24 protein-coding genes and 2 tRNA genes are annotated in these 20,284 nt (G+C 47.4%); 13 read left to right on the top strand and 13 right to left on the bottom strand.

Going from position 1 to position 20,284, the window contains the following annotated elements; translation table 11 throughout:
* Nucleotide 1: 1 nt before the first annotated feature.
* Nucleotides 2–535 carry a nitroreductase family protein gene (locus ING2E5A_RS04570; protein WP_071136388.1) on the bottom strand — a complete coding sequence of 178 codons (534 nt, stop codon included), beginning with the start codon at nucleotides 533–535 and terminating at the stop codon, nucleotides 2–4.
* Between the two features lie 152 nt (nucleotides 536–687).
* Here ING2E5A_RS04570 and ING2E5A_RS04565 point away from each other — a divergent pair, with 152 nt between their 5' ends.
* Both ING2E5A_RS04565 and ING2E5A_RS04560 read left to right on the top strand, forming a co-directional pair.
* Nucleotides 688–1,410: a hemerythrin domain-containing protein gene (locus ING2E5A_RS04565; RefSeq protein ID WP_154670029.1), complete on the top strand. Its 723-nt coding sequence runs from the start codon at nucleotides 688–690 to the stop codon at nucleotides 1,408–1,410.
* Entirely contained in the window at nucleotides 1,407–2,015 is a 609-nt protein-coding gene (locus ING2E5A_RS04560; protein ID WP_071136386.1) for a helix-turn-helix transcriptional regulator, read from the top strand. The genes ING2E5A_RS04565 and ING2E5A_RS04560 overlap by 4 nt, the downstream gene beginning before the upstream one ends.
* 5 nt (nucleotides 2,016–2,020) lie before the next feature.
* On the opposite strand, the gene ING2E5A_RS04555 is transcribed toward ING2E5A_RS04560, so the two are convergent.
* Nucleotides 2,021–2,551 carry a hypothetical protein gene (locus ING2E5A_RS04555; RefSeq protein ID WP_083373190.1) on the bottom strand — a complete coding sequence of 177 codons (531 nt, stop codon included), beginning with the start codon at nucleotides 2,549–2,551 and terminating at the stop codon, nucleotides 2,021–2,023.
* 15 nt (nucleotides 2,552–2,566) lie between these two features.
* Complete coding sequence (locus tag ING2E5A_RS04550; RefSeq protein ID WP_154670028.1) at nucleotides 2,567–4,978, bottom strand: TonB-dependent receptor; 2,412 nt, start codon at nucleotides 4,976–4,978, stop codon at nucleotides 2,567–2,569.
* 373 nt (nucleotides 4,979–5,351) lie between these two features.
* On the opposite strand from ING2E5A_RS04550, the gene ING2E5A_RS04545 reads away from it, so the two are divergent.
* The 3 genes from ING2E5A_RS04545 (at nucleotide 5,352) to sucD (ending at nucleotide 8,626) form a co-directional block, all read left to right on the top strand.
* Nucleotides 5,352–6,452 carry a glycoside hydrolase family 88/105 protein gene (locus ING2E5A_RS04545; protein ID WP_071136384.1) on the top strand — a complete coding sequence of 367 codons (1,101 nt, stop codon included), beginning with the start codon at nucleotides 5,352–5,354 and terminating at the stop codon, nucleotides 6,450–6,452.
* Between the two features lie 142 nt (nucleotides 6,453–6,594).
* On the top strand, nucleotides 6,595–7,728 hold the full coding sequence (gene sucC, locus ING2E5A_RS04540; RefSeq protein ID WP_071136383.1) for an ADP-forming succinate--CoA ligase subunit beta: 1,134 nt from the start codon (nucleotides 6,595–6,597) through the stop codon (nucleotides 7,726–7,728).
* Between the two features lie 31 nt (nucleotides 7,729–7,759).
* Nucleotides 7,760–8,626 carry a succinate--CoA ligase subunit alpha gene (gene sucD, locus ING2E5A_RS04535; protein WP_071136382.1) on the top strand — a complete coding sequence of 289 codons (867 nt, stop codon included), beginning with the start codon at nucleotides 7,760–7,762 and terminating at the stop codon, nucleotides 8,624–8,626.
* On the opposite strand, the gene ING2E5A_RS04530 is transcribed toward sucD, so the two are convergent.
* The 7 genes from ING2E5A_RS04530 to ING2E5A_RS04505 all read right to left on the bottom strand — a co-directional run bounded on the left by ING2E5A_RS04530 (nucleotide 8,621) and on the right by ING2E5A_RS04505 (nucleotide 13,432).
* On the bottom strand, nucleotides 8,621–9,724 hold the full coding sequence (locus ING2E5A_RS04530; protein WP_071136381.1) for an HU family DNA-binding protein: 1,104 nt from the start codon (nucleotides 9,722–9,724) through the stop codon (nucleotides 8,621–8,623). The two genes, sucD and ING2E5A_RS04530, sit on opposite strands and share 6 nt — an antisense overlap.
* Nucleotides 9,721–11,016, bottom strand: a complete 1,296-nt coding sequence (gene rimO, locus ING2E5A_RS04525) for a 30S ribosomal protein S12 methylthiotransferase RimO (RefSeq protein ID WP_071136380.1) — start codon at nucleotides 11,014–11,016, stop codon at nucleotides 9,721–9,723. The genes ING2E5A_RS04530 and rimO overlap by 4 nt, the downstream gene beginning before the upstream one ends.
* On the bottom strand, nucleotides 11,013–11,966 hold the full coding sequence (gene ftsY / locus ING2E5A_RS04520; RefSeq protein ID WP_071136379.1) for a signal recognition particle-docking protein FtsY: 954 nt from the start codon (nucleotides 11,964–11,966) through the stop codon (nucleotides 11,013–11,015). The genes rimO and ftsY overlap by 4 nt, the downstream gene beginning before the upstream one ends.
* A 143-nt stretch (nucleotides 11,967–12,109) precedes the next feature.
* On the bottom strand, nucleotides 12,110–12,271 hold the full coding sequence (locus ING2E5A_RS14975) for a DUF4295 domain-containing protein (RefSeq protein WP_083373189.1): 162 nt from the start codon (nucleotides 12,269–12,271) through the stop codon (nucleotides 12,110–12,112).
* Between the two features lie 11 nt (nucleotides 12,272–12,282).
* The gene (gene rpmG, locus ING2E5A_RS04515; protein ID WP_071136378.1) at nucleotides 12,283–12,471 is read right to left on the bottom strand and encodes a 50S ribosomal protein L33; all 189 of its coding nucleotides are present in this window, start codon (nucleotides 12,469–12,471) and stop codon (nucleotides 12,283–12,285) included.
* 19 nt (nucleotides 12,472–12,490) lie between these two features.
* A complete protein-coding gene (gene rpmB, locus ING2E5A_RS04510; RefSeq protein WP_071138197.1) occupies nucleotides 12,491–12,730 on the bottom strand; it encodes a 50S ribosomal protein L28 in 240 nt (79 codons plus the stop codon).
* A 132-nt stretch (nucleotides 12,731–12,862) separates the two neighbouring features.
* The gene (locus tag ING2E5A_RS04505) at nucleotides 12,863–13,432 is read right to left on the bottom strand and encodes a DUF4468 domain-containing protein (protein ID WP_071136377.1); all 570 of its coding nucleotides are present in this window, start codon (nucleotides 13,430–13,432) and stop codon (nucleotides 12,863–12,865) included.
* A 178-nt stretch (nucleotides 13,433–13,610) separates the two neighbouring features.
* Here ING2E5A_RS04505 and ING2E5A_RS04500 point away from each other — a divergent pair, with 178 nt between their 5' ends.
* The 8 genes from ING2E5A_RS04500 (at nucleotide 13,611) to ING2E5A_RS04465 (ending at nucleotide 17,966) form a co-directional block, all read left to right on the top strand.
* On the top strand, nucleotides 13,611–14,312 hold the full coding sequence (locus tag ING2E5A_RS04500) for a tetratricopeptide repeat protein (RefSeq protein ID WP_071136376.1): 702 nt from the start codon (nucleotides 13,611–13,613) through the stop codon (nucleotides 14,310–14,312).
* A complete protein-coding gene (gene ribH, locus ING2E5A_RS04495; protein ID WP_071136375.1) occupies nucleotides 14,312–14,803 on the top strand; it encodes a 6,7-dimethyl-8-ribityllumazine synthase in 492 nt (163 codons plus the stop codon). The genes ING2E5A_RS04500 and ribH overlap by 1 nt, the downstream gene beginning before the upstream one ends.
* Before the next feature lie 27 nt (nucleotides 14,804–14,830).
* A tRNA-Tyr gene (locus ING2E5A_RS04490) sits at nucleotides 14,831–14,913 on the top strand.
* A gap of 15 nt (nucleotides 14,914–14,928) precedes the next feature.
* Nucleotides 14,929–15,001, top strand: a tRNA-Gly gene (locus ING2E5A_RS04485).
* 129 nt (nucleotides 15,002–15,130) lie between these two features.
* Nucleotides 15,131–16,408, top strand: coding sequence for an MATE family efflux transporter (locus ING2E5A_RS04480; protein ID WP_231960439.1), 1,278 nt, complete (start codon nucleotides 15,131–15,133; stop codon nucleotides 16,406–16,408).
* 8 nt (nucleotides 16,409–16,416) lie between these two features.
* The gene (locus tag ING2E5A_RS04475) at nucleotides 16,417–17,094 is read left to right on the top strand and encodes a peptidylprolyl isomerase (RefSeq protein WP_071138196.1); all 678 of its coding nucleotides are present in this window, start codon (nucleotides 16,417–16,419) and stop codon (nucleotides 17,092–17,094) included.
* An 82-nt stretch (nucleotides 17,095–17,176) separates the two neighbouring features.
* Nucleotides 17,177–17,440, top strand: coding sequence for a DUF2024 family protein (locus ING2E5A_RS04470; protein WP_071136373.1), 264 nt, complete (start codon nucleotides 17,177–17,179; stop codon nucleotides 17,438–17,440).
* A gap of 37 nt (nucleotides 17,441–17,477) precedes the next feature.
* Nucleotides 17,478–17,966 carry a SixA phosphatase family protein gene (locus ING2E5A_RS04465; RefSeq protein WP_071136372.1) on the top strand — a complete coding sequence of 163 codons (489 nt, stop codon included), beginning with the start codon at nucleotides 17,478–17,480 and terminating at the stop codon, nucleotides 17,964–17,966.
* A 165-nt stretch (nucleotides 17,967–18,131) separates the two neighbouring features.
* On the opposite strand, the gene ING2E5A_RS15825 is transcribed toward ING2E5A_RS04465, so the two are convergent.
* From ING2E5A_RS15825 to ING2E5A_RS04450, 3 genes are all read right to left on the bottom strand, one after another.
* Nucleotides 18,132–18,257, bottom strand: coding sequence for a hypothetical protein (locus ING2E5A_RS15825; protein WP_262502193.1), 126 nt, complete (start codon nucleotides 18,255–18,257; stop codon nucleotides 18,132–18,134).
* Between the two features lie 285 nt (nucleotides 18,258–18,542).
* Nucleotides 18,543–19,751 (bottom strand): alanine dehydrogenase, encoded by a 1,209-nt coding sequence (locus ING2E5A_RS04455; RefSeq protein WP_071136370.1) that lies wholly within the window; start codon nucleotides 19,749–19,751, stop codon nucleotides 18,543–18,545.
* Nucleotides 19,748–20,284 carry a shikimate kinase gene (locus tag ING2E5A_RS04450; protein ID WP_071136369.1) on the bottom strand — a complete coding sequence of 179 codons (537 nt, stop codon included), beginning with the start codon at nucleotides 20,282–20,284 and terminating at the stop codon, nucleotides 19,748–19,750. The genes ING2E5A_RS04455 and ING2E5A_RS04450 overlap by 4 nt, the downstream gene beginning before the upstream one ends.

The raw sequence follows: 20,284 nt of genomic DNA, 5'->3' as shown, positions 1-20,284 counted from the left end.
TTCAGTGTTTATACTTCCCCAGGTGAACTTTTTCCCACAACAGGGTATCTACGTTGTTTGGAGTGCGTGATTTCTCCCTGTTACCGAAAGCAATAACGCAAAGCACCTCCAGAGGCATCGGGATATCAAGAAGCTCATTGATATATGCTCCCGAACTTATCGTTTCGGAAAAGTCACGGTTCCTTACCTGTACCCAACAACTCCCAATCCCCAGTTCCTCGGCCTGCAACTGCATATTGATGGCAGCTATGGAGGCATCCTCAACCCAGGCATCGCTCTCGAGCGGATTACCCAGTACCACGACCGCCAATGCCGCATCGGCAATAAAAGCGGCGCTCTGGGGCTTGCATCTGGAGAGTTTCGACAGCATCTCCCGCTCTTCTACCACCACAAACTCCCACGAGTGCCTATTTTTTGAGGTGGGTGAAAGCAGAGCGGCTTCAAGAATAAGCTGAACAGCATCACCCGGTAAGGGTTCACCTGTAAATTTCCTGTAACTTCTCCGATTGACAAGAAGTGTGTTAAAATCTTGCATAGTTCATCTCTTTCGACTCACAAAAATAGCCATAAAAATTAAGAATCGGAAAGAAGTTAAATTGCAATTTTGCTTTTGCAGACTCTACCCTCTGCTCAAAAACCGGTTAAGAAGAGTTCAATTAGAATCAATCTAAATAAAATTGGTTATCTTTGTATCCAAAACAGGGATATATGTATCACGTCTGCAGAACATACGTAAAACCGGGAATGAAGTTGTTTGACCTGATAGAGGAAAATCCGGCGCTGCTACTAGTGATGCAGCATTTCGACATTGATTTCAGGGTTGGCGACCTGACTGTCAGTCAGCTCTGCCAAGAGAAAGGAATCAGCGAAAGGCTCTTCATATCGATCGCCAATCTCTACAACGGTTTCAAGCCCAAAGAGAATCCCATTGATTCGATTGACGATGTGGAACAGATTGTCCGCTTTTTGAAGAACAGCCATAACTACTACCGTAATGACAAATATCCGCAGATAAGTGCATATATAAAGCAACTGCAGGAGAACCATCCCGAAAAGGAGTTGAAATTGCTGGAACAGTTCTTTAACGAATACTTTGCTGAGGTTATTGATCACCTGGATTACGAGGATAACATAGCCTTCCCCTATTTCATTGAATTCAGCGTGAAGAGGGATAACCCCCAAAACACCTCCTACTCTGCCCTGGAGTACAGCGAACACCACTCGGACATCGAGTTGAAGATACGCGATATTAAAAATTTGTTACTGAAATATGTGACTATCGAGGATGATCTCGGGCTGCGCCGCAAACTGCTTTTCGCATTGTATGAACTGGAGTATGATCTCTATGTCCATTCACTGATTGAAGAGACCATTCTCATTCCTTTCGGCTACAACATGGAGAAAGCATGAACAGGCAACGGTTACATATCGCCATCATGGTCAATTCGCAGATCATCTACGAGGGAGTGTACGCCATCCTTTCGCAATCGGATATCGGCTGTATCATCTGCAAAGTGGACTCGCTCGACGATCTGGAGGAGATTCTCCCGTCTAGAAGGGTGGACCTGCTGATCGTCAACCCCCTTCTTCTGGTCAACAGAGAAAAGGAGATCAAAAGAATCAGGAAGAATCATCCCGACTTCTCCATAGTGGGAATCCATCTGGGAATTGTCGATAACCAGTCACTCGCATTACTAGACTCCTCGTTCACCCTTTTTGATACGGCTGAACAGATCTTGTCCAGGCTTGAAAAAACGGGAACCGGCAACGAGTCGAAGCTTCCGACGAATGATGACAATCTCACCGAAAGGGAACTGGACGTCCTCACCCAACTGGTTCACGGCCATTCCAACAAGGAGATTGCCGATTCACTCAACATCAGCATCCACACGGTGATGACCCACCGGAAAAATATTGCGGCCAAGACCGGAATCCGGAGCCAGTCGGGTTTGACCATCTACGCCATCTCCAAAAAGATCGTCCAGATTGAGGATGTGAGTCCCCAGGCCCACTGAACATCCTATACAAACGCCACAATCACCACCGTAAGCACAATGCTGATGATGATCATCACTATTCCGCGCTTGCTTTTCCGGCTTCCGAACCGGAACATGAACAGCGAGGAGAATGCCAGAAAGAAGAGCATGCAACCGTAAATCAGAGACAAGACGGAGAGACTGTGGGCACCGGTAACCTTGTGCAGGTTCACCAGCTTGTCGAACGGGGGAATGTAAACCTTCCGTGTAATCACCGACATCCCGGTATCACCATTGTAATGGCCCTCCTTAAAATAGATGACCGCCCCCTCTTCCCGCTCAACCTTGAAATTACGGATCCTGAGCTGCTGTGCAACTTCGCTGCCTGATAGACTGGCTGCCAACTGTTTCTCCTCCGTCTTCTCCATCTTCATGAAATCGGTATTCCGATAAATGAGCAGCACCCCCGAGAGGACATACACCAGGGTAAGTCCGATGGTCAGGAAGCCGATATCGCGGTGTAACACCCGCATGATTTTATAAATGTTCAACTTCTTCTCTTCGTTTTTCATCATTTCAATAATTAACCGTTAGAATTGATAATTGAGTGCCACTGAGAAATTTCGGGGATCGGTAGGATTGAGGTAACCTCCCCGATAATATGCCGTATATCCGGTAGAATTGAGCAGGTTATTCATAAACAGACGGACACGGTAGTTCCGGAAACGGTAGCCAACCTGCGCATTTACCGTTGAATAGGCGTCTGCCAGGAAGGGAGGGGTATTGGGCTGTATGGCGTGACCGGGGATTACCTGATAGGTATACTCGGCCAATGGCCGCTCACCTACATAATAGATGCCCAGACCGAAGGAGAGGTTGCGTAGCAACCCATCAAACAGGGTATAGTTTATCCAGCCGTTGGCAGTATGTTTGGCCGTGTTCATCGGTGCAGATTCCTCATGGTAATAGGGACTGTCGTGATAGGCCGCATCTAGATATGAGTATCCACCCACCACATCCAGATTTTTCAACAGCCGTCCGGTCAGTTCCAACTCAACCCCTTTCCGTTTCAGGTTCCCTGCCTTCATGTAGTAGCCGGTGTTTTGTCCCGATTCGTTCAACAACGCATAGGTCAGGTTGTTGTTCAGGATATGGAAATAGGTGGCGTTAAAGCGCAGGCGGTTATCGAACCATTCGGTTTTCATACCGGCCTCCACCTGCTTCTCACGTGTGGGACCGACGGGAGTAACACGGTCCTCCAGCAGGTCGGCAGCTCCACGCAACGAAGTGGTAGTGGTGTACGATGCAAAAAAGTTGATATTCTCGATCGGCGTAATGATAATGCCGAAGAGCGGATCCCAGACATCTCCGCCTGTGGATGAGACTACATTGTCGCTCAATCCGTTCACCTGACTGTATCGCAACCCGAGCGACAGCTTCAGGTATCTGTTGAACGTCATCACCTCCTGCAGCAGCAGACCGTATGAATAGGTTTGAGAGGTGGTGGGATCCCCATCCTTGAGCGTTACATCGGGCAGAATATTGGAGATGGGTTGCAGCACATCAACCGTATCCACGATGACCGAATTGGTGCTGATGGTGGCAACATCCGTCCAGCGGTAATCAAACCCCACATTGAATGTATGCTTTACCGAACCGGTCAGGATATCCTTACCGATAAGATCTGCCTGAAAAACGCCGTTCTTATCGCTCCGCCGGCTACCACTATAACTTCTCGAACGAAGATTATAATTACCGGTTGTTGCCGCCGACCGTAGTGCAGCGGCATGCCCCCTGATCGAACGAAGGTTCAGGTCGGCTCCTGCATATGCCAGGCGTACGGTAAAACCATTTCCAAGATCGCGTGTAAGGTGCGTCATGTAGGTTAACGTATTGGTAAACTGCCGGTCGGTTGAGAAACCCAGAAATCTGTCGTGCGGCATTTTGTAGATATTGTTCACACTGTCTGCGCTAAGGTTGACGGTTCCCTGGTCGGGTGTGCGCGAATCGTGCAGGTAATCCATCTCCAGCACGACGTTTGTCTTGTCATCGGGATTCCATGCGAACGAAGGATTCAGATAAACCCGATCTTTTGAGACATGCTTGCGGTAGTTGTCGGCCTGCTCATAGGCACCGTTGATCCGAAAAGCGGTATGTCCGCGAGCATCTAACACGCGTTGAAGATCAAACGTGGGACGAAACTGCCCCCAACTGCCCATACGCACCCCCAAGTTCCCTCTGTTGATAAAACGGGGTGTCTTGGTGGCAACATTTACTACACCGCCTGCCGATCCGATGTCATTTCCAATCCCTTGTGCAATGGCTGCCGAACCACGCAGCACCTGCACAGTCTCAACACCCTGCATGTCAGACAGGAAACCCTGTCCCCGAAAGTCGGAATGGATACGTACGCCGTTCTTCACTACTGGAATACCGCGGTAACCCCTCGAAGTTATACTTTCCGACGTATTGCCGTATGTGGCAAAAGTGCCTAATCCCGGAGCATTGCGCACCGCATCATTGAGTGTCATCGCCCCCTGTTCGGTTATCATCTTTTGCGAAATTACCGATACGCTCTGCACCTGTTCATCCAGCCGCAACGGTATCCTTGTAAGTGCCTCCATCTTTTCCGGACGCTCACGACGAACTCCAAACACCTCCACTTCCAACAATAGGCGGTCATCGGGTTGCAGATTGAAATTTTCCTCCCGATGCTGTTTCCCTCGTTGAAATTCGATCTCCCGGGTATCTGACCTGTAACCCATGTAACTTACCACAACGCGATGTCGTCCAGCCGGTATCTGCTCGATACGGAAATTTCCTGATATATCTGTACTGCCACCTATACCCAGCTCTTCAAAATAGATGGTTGCCCCAACCAGCTCCTTGTACTTTTCATCAGTCACCTTTCCCGTCAACAGATGGCTTTCCCGTTGAGAAAAGAGTGTCAACGTACTTGCCAGCAACCCGGCAATTATCGACAATACAATCTTATTGATCATCTTTTTCACTATAATTGTTTAATTTACAAATATTTGCTATCTTAACGCTACACCAACAACGAGGTAATCCTGCTCTATTGCGGGGAGACATTCCGAGAAGTCTGCGGCAAAAAGAAAAGCTGTTCGAAGCGAAACAAGTTCTTTTCTTTTCGCGGACAAGCGGATAATGGGTCGTAAAAGCAGCAGCAATCGAGTGTTAGTGTAGATCCATCACCCAGTCTTTACTTCGAGGGACAAAGGAACTGCAAAACCAGATCCCTCACAATCCCATAATGTGATGATATTATTCAAATGAGATACCTTAAATCGGGTAGTAGTGAACTAAAATATATATATTTGTATCTGATAATATTTCTAATCCGATTACACGACTATGAAGAGAAACTTAACCCTGCTGTGTTTGTCAGCCTTTATTTTAACCGCTAATGCACAGGATATCAACGACAACCTGTTTGACAAAAGGTACATCAAGACAATCATGATCAAAACGGCCAACTGGCAGCTGCATCATCCCAAACATGAGCCGAGAGACTGGACTAACGGGGCCTTCTATGCCGGACTTTATGCCGCCTGGGAAACCACTAAAGCAGATGGAATCTACCAGGCGATGATGGATATGGGAAATTCTGTAGGCTGGACGCCATACAGGCGCTGGTATCATGCCGACGACATCGTTATCAGTCAGATGTATCTCGACATGTACCGTCACGAAAAAAGAGCTGAGATGATACAGCCTACCCTGGATACTTTAAAACTATATACCAGCAGACCTTACCCCACACAAGGGAAGATTGATCTCATCAAATACTGGTGGTGCGATGCCCTCTTCATGGCTCCACCCACACTGGTGAAGTTTGGAGTGGAGACCGGCGACCGGTCGCTTCTCGAGATCAACGACACCTATTTCAAGGAGTGCTATGATCTGCTTTACAATAAAGAGGAGCATCTGTTTGCCCGCGACCTGAACTACGTGATCGGCCCCGATGGCACCGGACGCCTGGAAGCCAATGGTCAAAAAATATTCTGGTCACGCGGTAACGGCTGGGTAATGGGCGGATTGGTCCGTATTCTCCAGGAGCTACCCAAGAACTATCCAGCACGCCCATTTTATGAAGGTTTATTCAAAGAGATCTCTTCCCGGATCATCACCTTGCAACAGGAAGACGGCTTATGGCGGGCCAGTCTGCTTGATCCTGCATCTTACCCGGGTGGCGAAGTAAGCGGGTCGGGATTTTTCTGCTATGCCCTTGCATGGGGAATAAACAACAGGTTGCTCGACGAGAAGAGCTATCTTCCTGCCGTCAAAAAGGCGTGGATCGCGTTGAATAGATGCGTGAATGAGGAGGGACGCGTGGGATGGGTGCAACCCATTGGTGCCGATCCAAGAAAGAATTTCGACGAGAACAGCTGGGAGGTATACGGAACGGGTGCTTTTTTGCTTGCCGGAAGTGAAGTGATAAAGTTGAACCGGTAAAAAATAACATTATTTTTCTCCAATCAGAAAAAATATCTATTTTTACGAGATTATTATCATTTTAAAAATTTGCAGAGATTACAATTTGCCGTAAGTAACCTTACGACAGTTCAATTTACAATACAAAAAATTTGAAAAGCCCATGAAAATTCATGAGTACCAGGCAAGAGAGTTATTTGCAGCATATGGGTTACCGGTAGACCAGGCCTATATCTGCCGCAATGTTGAGGATGCCGTTCGGGCCTACCACGATCTGGATGCCCCATTGGTAGTGGTAAAAGCTCAAGTCCATACTGGAGGAAGAGGAAAGGCAGGGGGAGTAAAATTGGCCAAGGATGAGATAGAGCTGCGGCAACATGTAGCCAACATCCTGTGGATGGATATCAACGGATTTATCGTCGACAGGGTACTTATCGGCAAAGCGGTCAATATTGCATCGGAATATTACGTAAGTTATGTAATAGACAGAAAGACCAAATCTACCATACTGATGGTGAGCCGCGAGGGGGGAATGGATATCGAGGAGGTTGCCCGCACTTCACCTGAGAAAATCCACAAGATTCCGATCGATCCTCTAATTGGCGTGCCGGACTACTTGGCACGTGAAGCTGCATTCAAACTGTTCGACGACATCAAACTTGTCCGTAAGACTGCCACCATCTTCCAAAAGCTCTACAAGCTGTTTATCGATACCGACGCCTCGCTGGCAGAGATCAATCCCCTGGTACTCACCGAGGAAGGGGAGATTAAGGCAATCGATGCAAAAATGACGTTCGACGACAATGCCATCTATCGTCATCCCAAGATTGCCGCACTTTATGAACCCACCGAGGAGGAGAAGAAGGAACAGAACGCCAAGAGCAAGGGATTCAGCTATGTTCATCTAGGCGGTCAGATCGGGTGTATGGTGAACGGTGCAGGATTGGCCATGGCTACGATGGACATGATCAAGCTGTATGGGGGCGAACCGGCCAATTTCCTCGATATTGGAGGCAGTTCAAACCCCACCAAGGTGATTGAAGCCATGAGACTTTTGCTAAGCGACAAGAATGTGAAGGTGGTTCTCATCAATATTTTTGGGGGGATCACCCGTTGCGATGATGTGGCCAGAGGATTGCTTGAAGCGTTCAATCAGATTAAAACCGATATACCCATTGTTATTCGGTTGACCGGAACCAACGAGAAAGAGGGTCGGGCCTTGCTGGAAGGAAGCAGATTCCACCTTGCAGAAACCATGGGTGAAGCAGGTAAGAAAGCCGTTGAGCTGGCAAATTAAGTTCAACTTCACACAATTAACGTCTAGAAATATGAGTATTCTAATCGATAAAAATACACGATTGATCGTTCAGGGAATTACCGGACGCGACGGTGGATTCCACACAGCCAAGATGAAAGCATACGGCACCAACATTGTTGGTGGAACATCTCCCGGAAAAGGCAGAGAGATGGTGGAGGGAATCCCTGTTTTCGACACGGTGCGTGAAGCAGTAAGTGAGACGGATGCCAATACATCGGTTATCTTTGTTCCGGCACCATTTGCCAAGGATGCAATGATGGAGGCAGCAGATGCGGGAGTAAAGCTTATTATCTGCATTACCGAAGGTGTACCTACCCTCGATGTGGTAGAAGCCTATCGCTACATCAGTCTCAAGGGAGCCAACCTTATCGGTCCCAATTGTCCCGGTCTGATCTCTCCCGGAAAAAGTTCGGTGGGCATAATGCCTACTGCAATCTTCAAGCAGGGAGGAACCGGCGTAATCAGTCGCAGCGGAACCCTCACCTATGAGGTGGTCTACAACCTCACATCCAAAGGGATGGGGCAATCCACAGCTGTAGGCGTTGGCGGCGATCCGATTGTAGGGTTATACTATCAGGAATTGTTGGAGATGTTCCAGAATGACCCGGAAACCGATTCCATCGCACTGATAGGTGAAATTGGAGGGGATGCGGAAGAGCGTGCTGCCGAATTCATCAAGGAGCATATTACCAAACCAGTTGCCGTATTTATTGCAGGCCAACAGGCTCCTCCGGGGAAACAGATGGGACATGCCGGTGCAATTATCTCCAGTGGAAAAGGGACTGCCGCAGAAAAAATTGCAGCCTTCGAAGCGGTAGGTGTTCCAGTGGCCAAAGAACCGAGCCAGATTCCGGTACTATTGAAAAGCAGATTATAGAAACCTTTTACCCAAGGCCTTGGCCTTGGCTATGGAGAGGGTGTCGGAAGCATCGATACCATACTCTGAAGGATCTGGGATAATTAATGGGGTCCCAACGGCTACAACGTTGGGATTCTCTATTTTATCCCTATTTTTCAGGTAGATATAGATCCAGAACTCGCGACTGCCATACTGCTCCTCCGCAATCAGCCTGAGGGTTTTACCCGGCAGCACCACCACCTGCAAAGGGGGGGGCACCGGCGCTATCCCGGCGTCTGACGGCAACGGCATGGTTTCGGCGACAGGGGGTTGTGGGTGTGAGACCTCGACATTTACAGGCTCAGCATGAGGAGGAGTCACTGGAGGTTTTGGTTCTTGCCACCGGACGAAAAAAAAAAGCGCGGCCAACGCAATGGCCATTCCACCCAGGATAGGTATCCAGACAGGGCCTGCTGAACGTTTTCGCAGAGTAGTACCTGTGGGGAAACTTTCGGGATTGGGTTCCACCTCTTCGGTCACCATCATCTCGGGTGCCGGAGCCGGCTCTTCCATCACCTCCTCTATGCCCTCGAGGACAACTCCATCGTTTAACCGGATCGCTTCAAAATGGGCGAACGGTTTGTTGACCGACTCTTTCAGCTCATTTGCTGGAAAAAAGAGCGGTGTAGGCTGTTCATTCTCCCCGACCGGAGCCGGTGAAGTCTGAAAGACCCCCAATTTTTCAATCTCGACTCTTCCGCCGTTAACGACCCTATCCTTTACAAGACCGAACAGTTGGCTCAGAAAATTTTCGGCTTCGCCACTCGATATGGCGGTCCGTTCCGACAGCCATGCCGTCAGTTGGGTCAGCCCCTCTTCACCGGTAGCCAGTTTCGCATCGAAATGGGGCACGATGGAGGGAGGAATAAGATGGCGCTCTTTTGTTGAGGCATCTACCAAAATATGTTCAGCCCTCTTTAGGGTAGTGAGGGTGCCGATATGGGGAATAGATATGGGGTTCCCCGCCGATAATTTATCGGTCACTTCCCGTACCGTCGCCTCCAGCAGACCGGTCACCTCCGGCGGAGTCTTTCCAAGCCGCCGGCCCAATTCATCAATCAGTTCCTGGTGTGTCATGAAGCAACAATTCCCATTAAATCAAACGGCATGGCCGATGTGATTCTTACCTCATAAAACTCGCCCACTTGCAACAGGCCTCCTTTTTCAATCAATACCTCCCCATCCACTTCGGGTGAATCGAATTCGGTCCGACCCACGAAATAGTCGGGATCTTCCCGGTCAATAATCACCTTTAGGGTTTGTCCCACTTTCGATTCGTTGATGGAGGATGCAATCGACTCCTGCAGCTCCATCAACATATTCATTCGCTCCTGTTTTATGCCTGCCGGCACATCGTCTGTATAGTTCCTGTCACAATAAGTATCCTCCTCATGTGAGTATGGGAAAGCACCCAAACGCTCGAACCGGGTCTCTTTTACAAATTCCAGGAGCTCTTCGAAATCCTGTTCAGTTTCGCCAGGGTGTCCCACCATCATCGTTGTTCGCAGATGAATTCCGGGAACCTCCTCCCTAAAACGGGCAATCAGGTCTACCGTCTGCTGCTTGGTAATGTTACGTCTCATCTTCGACAACATATTGTCACTGATATGTTGCAGGGCGATGTCGAGATAGTTGCAAACGTTATCCCGTTCTCGCATCACCCGCAGCAGTTCAAAGGGGAAATGCGCCGGATAGGCATAATGCAAGCGAATCCATTCAGCCCCTTCAATATCAGCTATCCGCTCAACCAGCCCGGGTAACATCATCTTCCGGTATCTGTCGAGTCCGTAATAGGTGAGATCCTGAGCAATGAACTGAAACTCCCTGACACCTTGCGATACCAGGCGCTTCACCTCCTCCTCGATCTCTTCTACCGGACGCGATTTATATTTTCCGGTCATGATGGGAATGGAGCAGTAGGAGCAGGTACGATCGCACCCCTCCGAGATCTTTACATAGGCATAATGGGGCGGTGTGGAAAGGGAGCGGTCAAACGCGAGATCCTTGTAATAGGATTTTCCCAGGTCAGCAATCAGGTTTTTCCATGCAAACTTCCCGTAAAACTTGTCCACTTCCGGAATCTCAGCCTGCAGCTCATTCATGTAACGCTCAGACAAACATCCCATCACGAACAGTTTCTTCAACCTGTTCGCCTTCTTCGCCTCGGCGAACTCCAGGATCATGTTTATCGACTCCTCCTTGGCGTCACCAATGAAACCGCATGTATTTATTACTGCAATATCACCTCTAGGGTCGGCCGGATCGTGATCCACCGTGTAGCCATTGGCAACCAGTTGCCGCATCAACAACTCGGAATCTACCAGATTTTTGGAACAACCCAGGGTTATAACATCAATTCTGTTCTTCATTCTCCAAATAACGAATCCACAAATTCTTTCCTTCTGAAAACCTGCAGGTCTTCCATCCCTTCACCCAATCCGATATATTTTACAGGAATCTTGAACTGATCGGAGATGCCGATAACAACCCCACCCTTTGCAGTTCCATCCAGTTTGGTGATGGCCAAGGCTGTAACTTCCGTGGCTGCGGTAAACTGCTTGGCCTGTTCAAATGCATTTTGCCCGGTAGAACCATCCAGGACCAGGAGCACCTCGTTTGGTGTTCCTGGAACTACCTTGCTCATCACATTCTTAATTTTGGTGAGCTCATTCATCAGGTTTACCTTGTTGTGGAGCCGTCCAGCCGTATCGATTATCACGACATCGGCACCGTTCGCTTTGGCTGAACTTAGCGTATCGAAAGCGACTGAGGCAGGATCTGCTCCCATCTTCTGCTTTATGACAGGAACCCCAACCCGCTTTCCCCAGATATCAAGCTGCTCTACAGCCGCCGCACGGAAAGTATCTGCTGCACCCAAATATACAGACAATCCGTTCTGTTTAAACTGGTATGCCAGTTTCCCGATGGTAGTGGTCTTCCCTACTCCGTTCACACCTACCACCATAATAACGTATGGTTTTTGTGAGTCGGGCACGGTAAATTCAGCCATATCAGCTGAATTATTCTCGGTCAGCAATTCTGCAATCTCCTCTCTAAGAATCCGGGTAAGTTCGTCCGTCCCCACATATTTATCGCGTGCAACCCGCTTCTCTATACGCTCGATGATCTTTAATGTAGTATCAACCCCGACATCTGAGGTAACCAATATCTCCTCAAGTTGATCGAGCACATCGTCGTCGACACTCGATTTCCCGGCAACGGCACGGGTCAATCGTGAAAAGATATTCTCCTTGGTCTTCTCCAGCCCCTGATCCAGCGTCTCCTTTTTTTTCTTCGAAAATATCTCGAACAATCCCATACTTAGGCAGTTTTTACTTATTCAATTTCCCTTTGCACCAATTACTGCAAGGTTATCACAATATCTTACAAATCTACAAAATAGTAAATAAAAAACTTCCCCACAAGTTCTTGCAGGGAAGTTTTTAGATATTTTTAACAAGCTTATTTCTTGAAAAAATCTTGCACCTGATCGTTCAGGACCATCTCTTCCTTGAAACAGTAAGCCCCTGTTTTTTCAGACTTCACCATTTTGATTACCTTGGTGTGACTCCGTCCTGTAGTTGATGTTTTATCGCGGAACCCTGCGACTGCTTTCTTTGCCATAGTCTATTCCTTTATTTAATTTCTTTATGAACGGTCATTCTCTTCAGGATGGGGTTGTATTTTTTCAACTCCAATCTCTCGGTCGTATTCTTCCTGTTCTTCGTAGTGATATATCTCGAAGTTCCGGGCATTCCGCTATCCTTATGTTCGGTACACTCTAATATTACCTGAACCCTGTTACCTTTAGCTTTTTTCGACATTGTTCTTCTCTCCTGATGATTAAGCGTTTAAATACCCTTTTGCAGCAGCCTGCTTCAAAGCGGCATCCAATCCTATTTTATTAACGGTACGTAAACCTGAAGCAGAAATATTCAGGCTAATCCAGCAATCTTCTTCTACCCAATAGAATTTCTTTCTGAACAAATTGACGTTGAATTTACGTTTTGTTCTTCTGTTGGAGTGAGAAACGTTGTTTCCAACCATTGCCCTTTTTCCGGTTATTTGACAAATCTTAGACATTGCTATGTTGTATTTTATTGATTTCGATAAAATTCTGCCCTTTTCGGATAAATCAGGGCGCAAAATTAACCATAAAAAATGTATCTACCAAGAAAATCGGCAAATAAATTTCTTCTAGATAAGGTGATTATTTCATTTATTGAGACTGAATACCTTGCTCAGCTCATTATAGAGCTCGTTCAGGTAAAACAGCGTACTCTTCTGGGTATTTGTCCTAAACTCCTTATCGGTTCCAGATACGGCCGAAATCGCAGCCGGAGTAATGGTCTCCTCCGCTGTAAATGTCTTCGGGAAAAAGGCGGAACCAGACGATTGGCTATTCTGATAGGTGATATCCCTTATCACCAGCATACAGCCGGAATTGGTAATGGAGGCATCGAAGCGATAATTCATGATCACCTTTTCCCTTACCCCGCTGCTGTTCTGTGGCAACAGGAGTTCAATTTTTGAGCCAACGGTGATACTTTTGGCCTTGTCGTCGAAACGGATCCCCGACAACAGCGGATTGCCCGCATAGTTATCTTTTCCCCACTTGTAAAGCATGGCATAACGCTGATCGGCAGTTAGGGCCTGATCAATATGTATAAACTGCTGAAACACCACCTTGCCGTTTACCACAGGAACAGTAGTGAAAACAGACTGAGCCCTTACCTGAATCAATAGTGAAGCAAAAAAAAGTGCTGTAAAAATAGTTTTCTTCATAATATTCGTTTTAGAATTGTATAAATCTCCTTTATACAGCCTATATGACTACAAACTTACTGAAAAGATTAATCAGCGGCAAACGGTTTGTAGAAAAAATATCCAATTTATTTTATTTATCACTTAAAAACCATTACTTTTGCAACTCGAAAATTGATAACATAATTTTTTGAACAACATGTCCAATAAACACCAGGAAAGTAAAGCCGAAAAAGGTTTTGAGAATATCGAGGAAGTGTTGACCTCATCGGAACGTTTTATCGAAAAGAATCAAAAAACCATTTTAACCGCATTGGCAGTTATCGTTTTAGTTGTCGGCGCTGTCATCGCCTTCAATTACTTATACAAAAATCCACGAAACGAGAAGGCCCAGGCTGCCATCTACAAGGGTGAACGCTATTTCCAGAATCAGGAAGATTCTCTTGCACTTTTCGGAAACGGAAACGATTATATCGGGTTTGAAAAGATCATCAAGGAGTTCAGTGGCACCAAAACAGCCTCACTTGCCCATGCTTATGCCGGAATCAGCTATAGCCGACTGGGGAACAATGAAAAAGCACTGGAACACCTCAACAGTTTCAAAGGTGGTGATCTGCTTATCTCTCCCGCTATTGAAGGTGCCATTGGTGATGTTTACATGAATATGGGTGAAACCGAAAAGGCGATCTCCCACTTCAACAGCGCGGCCAAAAAGGCCAACGACGAGATGCTGAGCCCCATCTACTATAATAAGGCCGGGGTCGCATACCTGTCACTCAAGAACTACGCCAAGGCTATCGAGACTTTTGAGATGATCAAGGAGAAATACCTCAACTCACCTCAAGGTCAGGAAGCAGACAAATATATTGAGGCCGCCAAACTTCAACAAGCAGGAAATTAATGGCTACTGAACTGCATAACTTATCGTCGTACGATCACGGTTCCGTCCCGAGTGGCGAAGGAAAGAGAATTGGCATTGTCGTCTCGGAATGGAACAGACCTGTCACAGGCAATCTTCTGGAAGGAACTGTACAGACACTGCTGAAGTTCGGCGTCAATGAGAAGGATATTGTGGTTGAATATGTTCCTGGAAGTTTTGAACTCACCTTTGGAGCCAAAAAGCTGATTGAAAAAGCCGATATCGACGGTGTGATTGTGATCGGCTGCGTTATCCAGGGAGAGACCCCTCACTTCACATTTGTATGCGACAGCGTCACGCAGGGGGTTACCGAACTCAACATTCGCTACAACATTCCAGTAATTTTTGGATTACTGACAACCAATACGTTGGAGCAGGCTAAAGCCCGATCGGGCGGCAGGCACGGAAACAAGGGAGATGAAGCTGCAATTACTCTATTAAAAATGGTTGCGCTTAACGAAAAATACAAATAATTTTATTATCTTTGTCTCCCGAATTCAGGGCAGTTACCAGAGTGGCCAAATGGGGCTGACTGTAACTCAGCTGGCTTACGCCTTCGGTGGTTCGAATCCATCACTGCCCACACACAATAAAGATCGCGGAAGTAGCTCAGTTGATAGAGCATTAGCCTTCCAAGCTGAGGGTCGCGGGTTTGAGTCCCGTCTTCCGCTCTAAAAGGAGTAGCTATTAAATAGTTACTCCTTTTTTTCAAACTAATGGTGACAACCGATAAACTTGATAGGCCTGTGATTCGGGATTTCACTCGGGGAACTATATTCCGCCAGCTCATTATTCTGGCAATGCCATTAATGGCTGTCAGCTTTATCCAGATGACCTACAGCATGGTTGATATCATCTGGATCGGGAGGTTGGGCAGCAAATCGGTTGCAGCCGTGGGGACAGTTGGCATGCTGATTTGGATGATCAACTCTTTCGCTCTTCTCTCCAAAGTCAGTGCCGAGGTATCCATCGGTCAGTCCATCGGAGCAAAAAGATTGGACAAGGCAGCCATCTATGCATCACACACCACCACAATTGCCATAATTCTTGGCATCACTTTTGCCGTTTTCTTCTTCCTCTCTCCTCAGCTTATACTCGCTTTTTTCAGACTGGATGCCGACATTACGGCGGAAGCTGTCGACTACCTCAAGATTGTCTCCTTCTGCATCCCCTTCATCTTCTTGATTTTGAACTTTTCGGGCATCTATATCGGAAGTGGCAGGAGCGATATCCCCTTTTATTTCAATGCAGCAGGATTGCTCCTCAATATCGTGCTAGACCCCCTCTTTATTTTCGGTTTGGGGCCTATCCCCATGATGGGGTCGAAAGGAGCTGCACTGGCTACCACCCTTTCACAGGGAGTAGTTACGGTACTCTTCATTCGCCACCTGCGTGGCAACACGGGAGCAATCGGGCGATTTGCCTTCTGGATAAAACCGAGGAGAGGGTATACGGTCAATATCCTGAAGCTTGGCATTCCCGTGGCTGCCATGAATGTCTACTTTTCCTTAATCAATATGAACCTGACCCGTATCGCGTCGATTCACGGGGGACACCTTGGCGTTACAAGCCAAACCACAGGTGGACAGATAGAGGGAGTGACGTGGAATACGTCGCAGGGATTTGCCACTGCACTGGGAAGCTTTGTCGCACAAAACTTCGCTGCCGGAAGAATGGACAGAGCCAGACACGCCTACCGGTATACATTGATGACCATGATGGCATTGGGACTGGTGGTGACAGCATCGTTCATGTTGTTTGGCAGTGAGATCTTTGCCGTTTTTATCCCCGAAAAGGCAGCCTACCTCGCCGGTGGCGATTATCTCTTCATCATTGGCATATCTCAACTCTTCATGATGCTTGAAATCACCACACAGGGTATGTTTAACGGGATTGGGAAGACCGCCCCACCCGCCGTGGTAAGCATCGGGTTCAACACCTTGCGGGTTCCGCTCGCCATCTTCATGGCATCGGCCATGGGGGTCAACGGCGTCTGGTGGGCCATCTCGATCACTTCAATCATAAAAGGTGTATGTTCAGCTTTGTGGTTCTATCTCTCACAACGGAAATTGAAATGAATTCACCTATGAAACTCCACTTATCAACACTTCTACTCGTCGCAATCATCCTGCTCGGTTCCTCCTGCTCCACGCTTAAGCAACATCATCTTCGGAACCGACAGGTAATCATCCAGACAACTGAAGGTGATATCACACTGAGACTCCACAATGAGACCCCGTTACACCGCGACAACTTTATTAAACTGGTAAAGGCAAGATTTTATGATGGATTGCTCTTTCACCGTGTAATAGAGGAGTTTATGATCCAAGGAGGTGACCCCAATTCCAGGAGTGCCGCACCGGATGCATTGCTGGGGGATGGCGACGTGGGCTATTCCATACCGGCCGAATTCAGGACTCCGGGCATCTATCACAAGTATGGGAGTCTGGCAGCAGCTCGCGAAGGTGACGACGTCAATCCGCAGAAAGCATCGTCCGGATGTCAGTTTTATATCGTGGTTGGGAAAAAGTTTACCGCCGAAGAGCTGGATAGACTGGAAGAGAGAAGGAGGGCACCGTTCAGTGCAGAGGCGAGACAGGACTATATGACGGTTGGCGGGACACCGCATCTCGACGGTAACTATACCGTCTTTGGCGAGGTTGTGAAAGGGATGGATGTCGTGGAAAAGATATCCAAGACTGAGACGAACGAGGACGACAGGCCCAGAAAGGCGATCAGGATAAAGCGGATGAAGTTAAAATAAGAGATTGGTTTGTTTTAGTTGGTTAACCTGGTTATATTTGCCGAGTGCAATAGTGCCAATAATCAAGTTAAAATCCCTCTTTATGGAAGTAGCTGTTTGGGATACCTACGTAACAAGAAAAGATGGCAAGGTAATGCACTTTGATATTATTGTTCCGGCAGACTTGACGGATGAGAAGATAATCCTTGCCTACGGGAGGGAGTATCTCAAGACCAAAGGTCAGGAGGGCCAACCGCTTACATCCGAGGAGAGCAAATACTGCCATACGGAAAAGATAAAATCAACGTGGGAAGCTGATATTAGAGAAAAGGGATATTTCATCAGCGAGATGGAGAACTGTGACTGAACGGATCTTGCTTTCACGCAAATGACAGATCGGGAAGATGAAACTACTTATTCTGATGAGACATGGAAAATCATCATGGGAAGATTGTAACCTGGATGATTACGACCGTCCATTGAATGAACGGGGCAGGAGAAATGCTGCAGATATGGGTGCCTTCCTGCTTGGGAAAACCGGCATCCCTGATCTGGTTCTCTCCTCTCCTGCCAAGCGCGCTTTCACCACTGCTGTTGTTGCCACAGAAGTCATGGGTTATCCGAAAGAAAAAATCGTAACGGACAAAGAGCTCTATTTGGCTTGGATAGACGACATTCTGCGCTCTATCTCAAAGGTCCCCGACACCATTGGCAGTTGTCTGGTTGTCGGGCACAATCCTGGATTGACATACCTGATCAACCACTTTGGAATAAGGCTCGACAATCTGCCAACTGCATCAACCGCCTGCTTTACATTTGAGGTGCAGAGGTGGAAGGAGATTACCCCGGATAAAGCACGTTTTCAATGGTTGAAGCAGGCTAAGGAGATATAAACAGGAGGGAGTATTCAACTCGCTTTCTTTTCTCTTTCAGCTTTTGTAGTATACCCTCGCCGTCAGAAAAATAGAACGGCAATGAGCAGGAGCAAGCCCATTTGTCGGCATCCGTTCTACTCCATTGCAACCTGCACGGTTTGTCCTCAGGATCGTAGGCGACAGTCAGCTCTTCAGGTTCGCACAGAAAGGATTGTCGCCACGCGTCAATATGTTCATTAATAACAGGGAGAGGATAAAGCCTCTCTTTTTGGGGATCTTGGGTGTAGATAAATGTTTTTCGTAGTCCATACTTAAAGATTTTGTATTGTATGCGACTGGACGGTTTACAGTGGGTATGCAAGACAAAACTACGGAAAGAAGAGAATAATGGAGTTGTGATATCAACAAAAAAGTAGTAATTATAAGAAAAAGATGTTGTTTGATTATTATTGACAAAAATGGGTGGCTAAGAGGGAAATATCCATTTCAAGAATAACTTTCGCCACAAGGAGGGATTCAGACCGGGGAACAAAAACGGTCAGGAGAAAGATAAAACAGAGGGGCATTGGTAAAAAAAATCAAAGTGTCGTCTCTCTACAATCCGGGAAGAAACAGTCCTATATCGTTGACAGGCCGATTAAAATGGTTGGCTACATACGAGTTGACCATCTTTCCTGCAAACATATAGAAACCGGATGCAAAACCAATATCAAAACGGGCAAGGCGGCCTATTCCGCCACACTCTGCCATTGCCGAGAAGATCGAAATGAAGATATTGCTCAGCGCAATGGAGGCAGTGCGTGCAACACGTGAGCTGATGCTCAATTCACAAAAATGGAGGATTCCAAACCGTTCGAACACTTGGGGATGACCTGGAAGACAGGCCTCCATCGTAGTTTCAAAACATCCGCCATGCGACATACGTAAATCGATGATAAGAGCACCCTTTTTCATCTCCCGGATCAGGTCGGCCGAAATACGGTAGAGATCTTTTTTGTTTACATATTGCATGGCGCCGATTACCACGTCGGCAGAACGAAAAACGTTCCTCAGCACATTGGGTTGCAGGGTAGATGTAAAGACCGTCCTTCCCAGTTCGTGCTGAATCTTTCGCAGGTTATTGATGTCGTTGTCAAAAACTTTTACAGCCGCACCCAGGGCCAGCGCAGCCCGGGCTGCCACCGTTCCGGCAACACCTGCGCCGATTATAACCACCTCGGTGGGAGAGATTCCCGGAACTCCACCAAGCAAGATACCCTTTCCTCCATGTGCACTGCTGAGCAACTCGGAGGCAATAGAGATGGAGCAGGCTCCTTCGATCTCGCTGATGGCAGTCACAAAGGGAGAGACCCAATTGTCGTCATGAATCAATTCGTAAGCCAATGCATTTATACGCTTTTCGGCCATCAGCTCCAAAGTTTCTGACGAGATAAGGTGTAAATACAGAAACGAGAAGACACTGCTGCGGGGTTTCATCATCGCCACCTCCTCGTAGGTGGGTGGTGAGATCTTCAGAATGATATCTGCCTGAAAAACATCTGCTTTTGAGTCGGCGATTCGGGCTCCCGATTCGGAATAGTACCGGTCGGAATAGTTGATGGCCAACCCTGCCTTGCTCTCAATCACCACCTGATAACCCGACTCAACAAGCAGGGTGGTTGTTTCGGGGGTGATTGCCAGCCGCTTCTCAACTTTTTGATTCTCCTTGGGTACGCCGATTACAAGCGAGACATTGTGTTTGTCGGCCTTCAACAACAATTCACGGACAACAAATTGAGCGCTTCTTAAAGGTTCGTATATCATTTTAGCAGTTTTTTTATTTCGTGAGCAATCCCCTCTACGGTAAGGTGAATCTCATCCTTTGTAATCAGACGATCGGTCTTGTAAACGATCTGTGCCTGATTGTAAAATTTCTCCCTATCTTTCAGGTGACTGGCAATGAATGCTGTCAACTCCTCCCCACTTTTTCCGGCTACGACAGGACGGATATTTTTTGACGCCCTCAGTCTGGCGGCAAGCTCATCGGGTTCCGCATGGATGTAAACAGTGATACCGGTCTCATTCATCAACCCCACATTATCGAAAAAGCATGGGGTCCCGCCACCGGTCGAGATCACGACATCCTCAATTGATGAGACCTCGATCAGTGCCTTTTGTTCAATCAGCCGGAACTCCTCTTCACCACGTTCTGCAAAAATCTCGGGAACAGTCTTGTGGTACCTGTTCTCGATAAACTTGTCCAGATCAACAAACCCGATATCGAATAACTGTGCCAGCTTCTTGCCGACTGTGGTTTTCCCAACCCCCATATATCCGATTAAATAGATCCTTATCAT

The organism is Petrimonas mucosa (assembly GCF_900095795.1).
Lineage (GTDB): Bacteria > Bacteroidota > Bacteroidia > Bacteroidales > Dysgonomonadaceae > Petrimonas > Petrimonas mucosa.
This window is presented reverse-complemented; position numbering and strand designations above follow the sequence as displayed.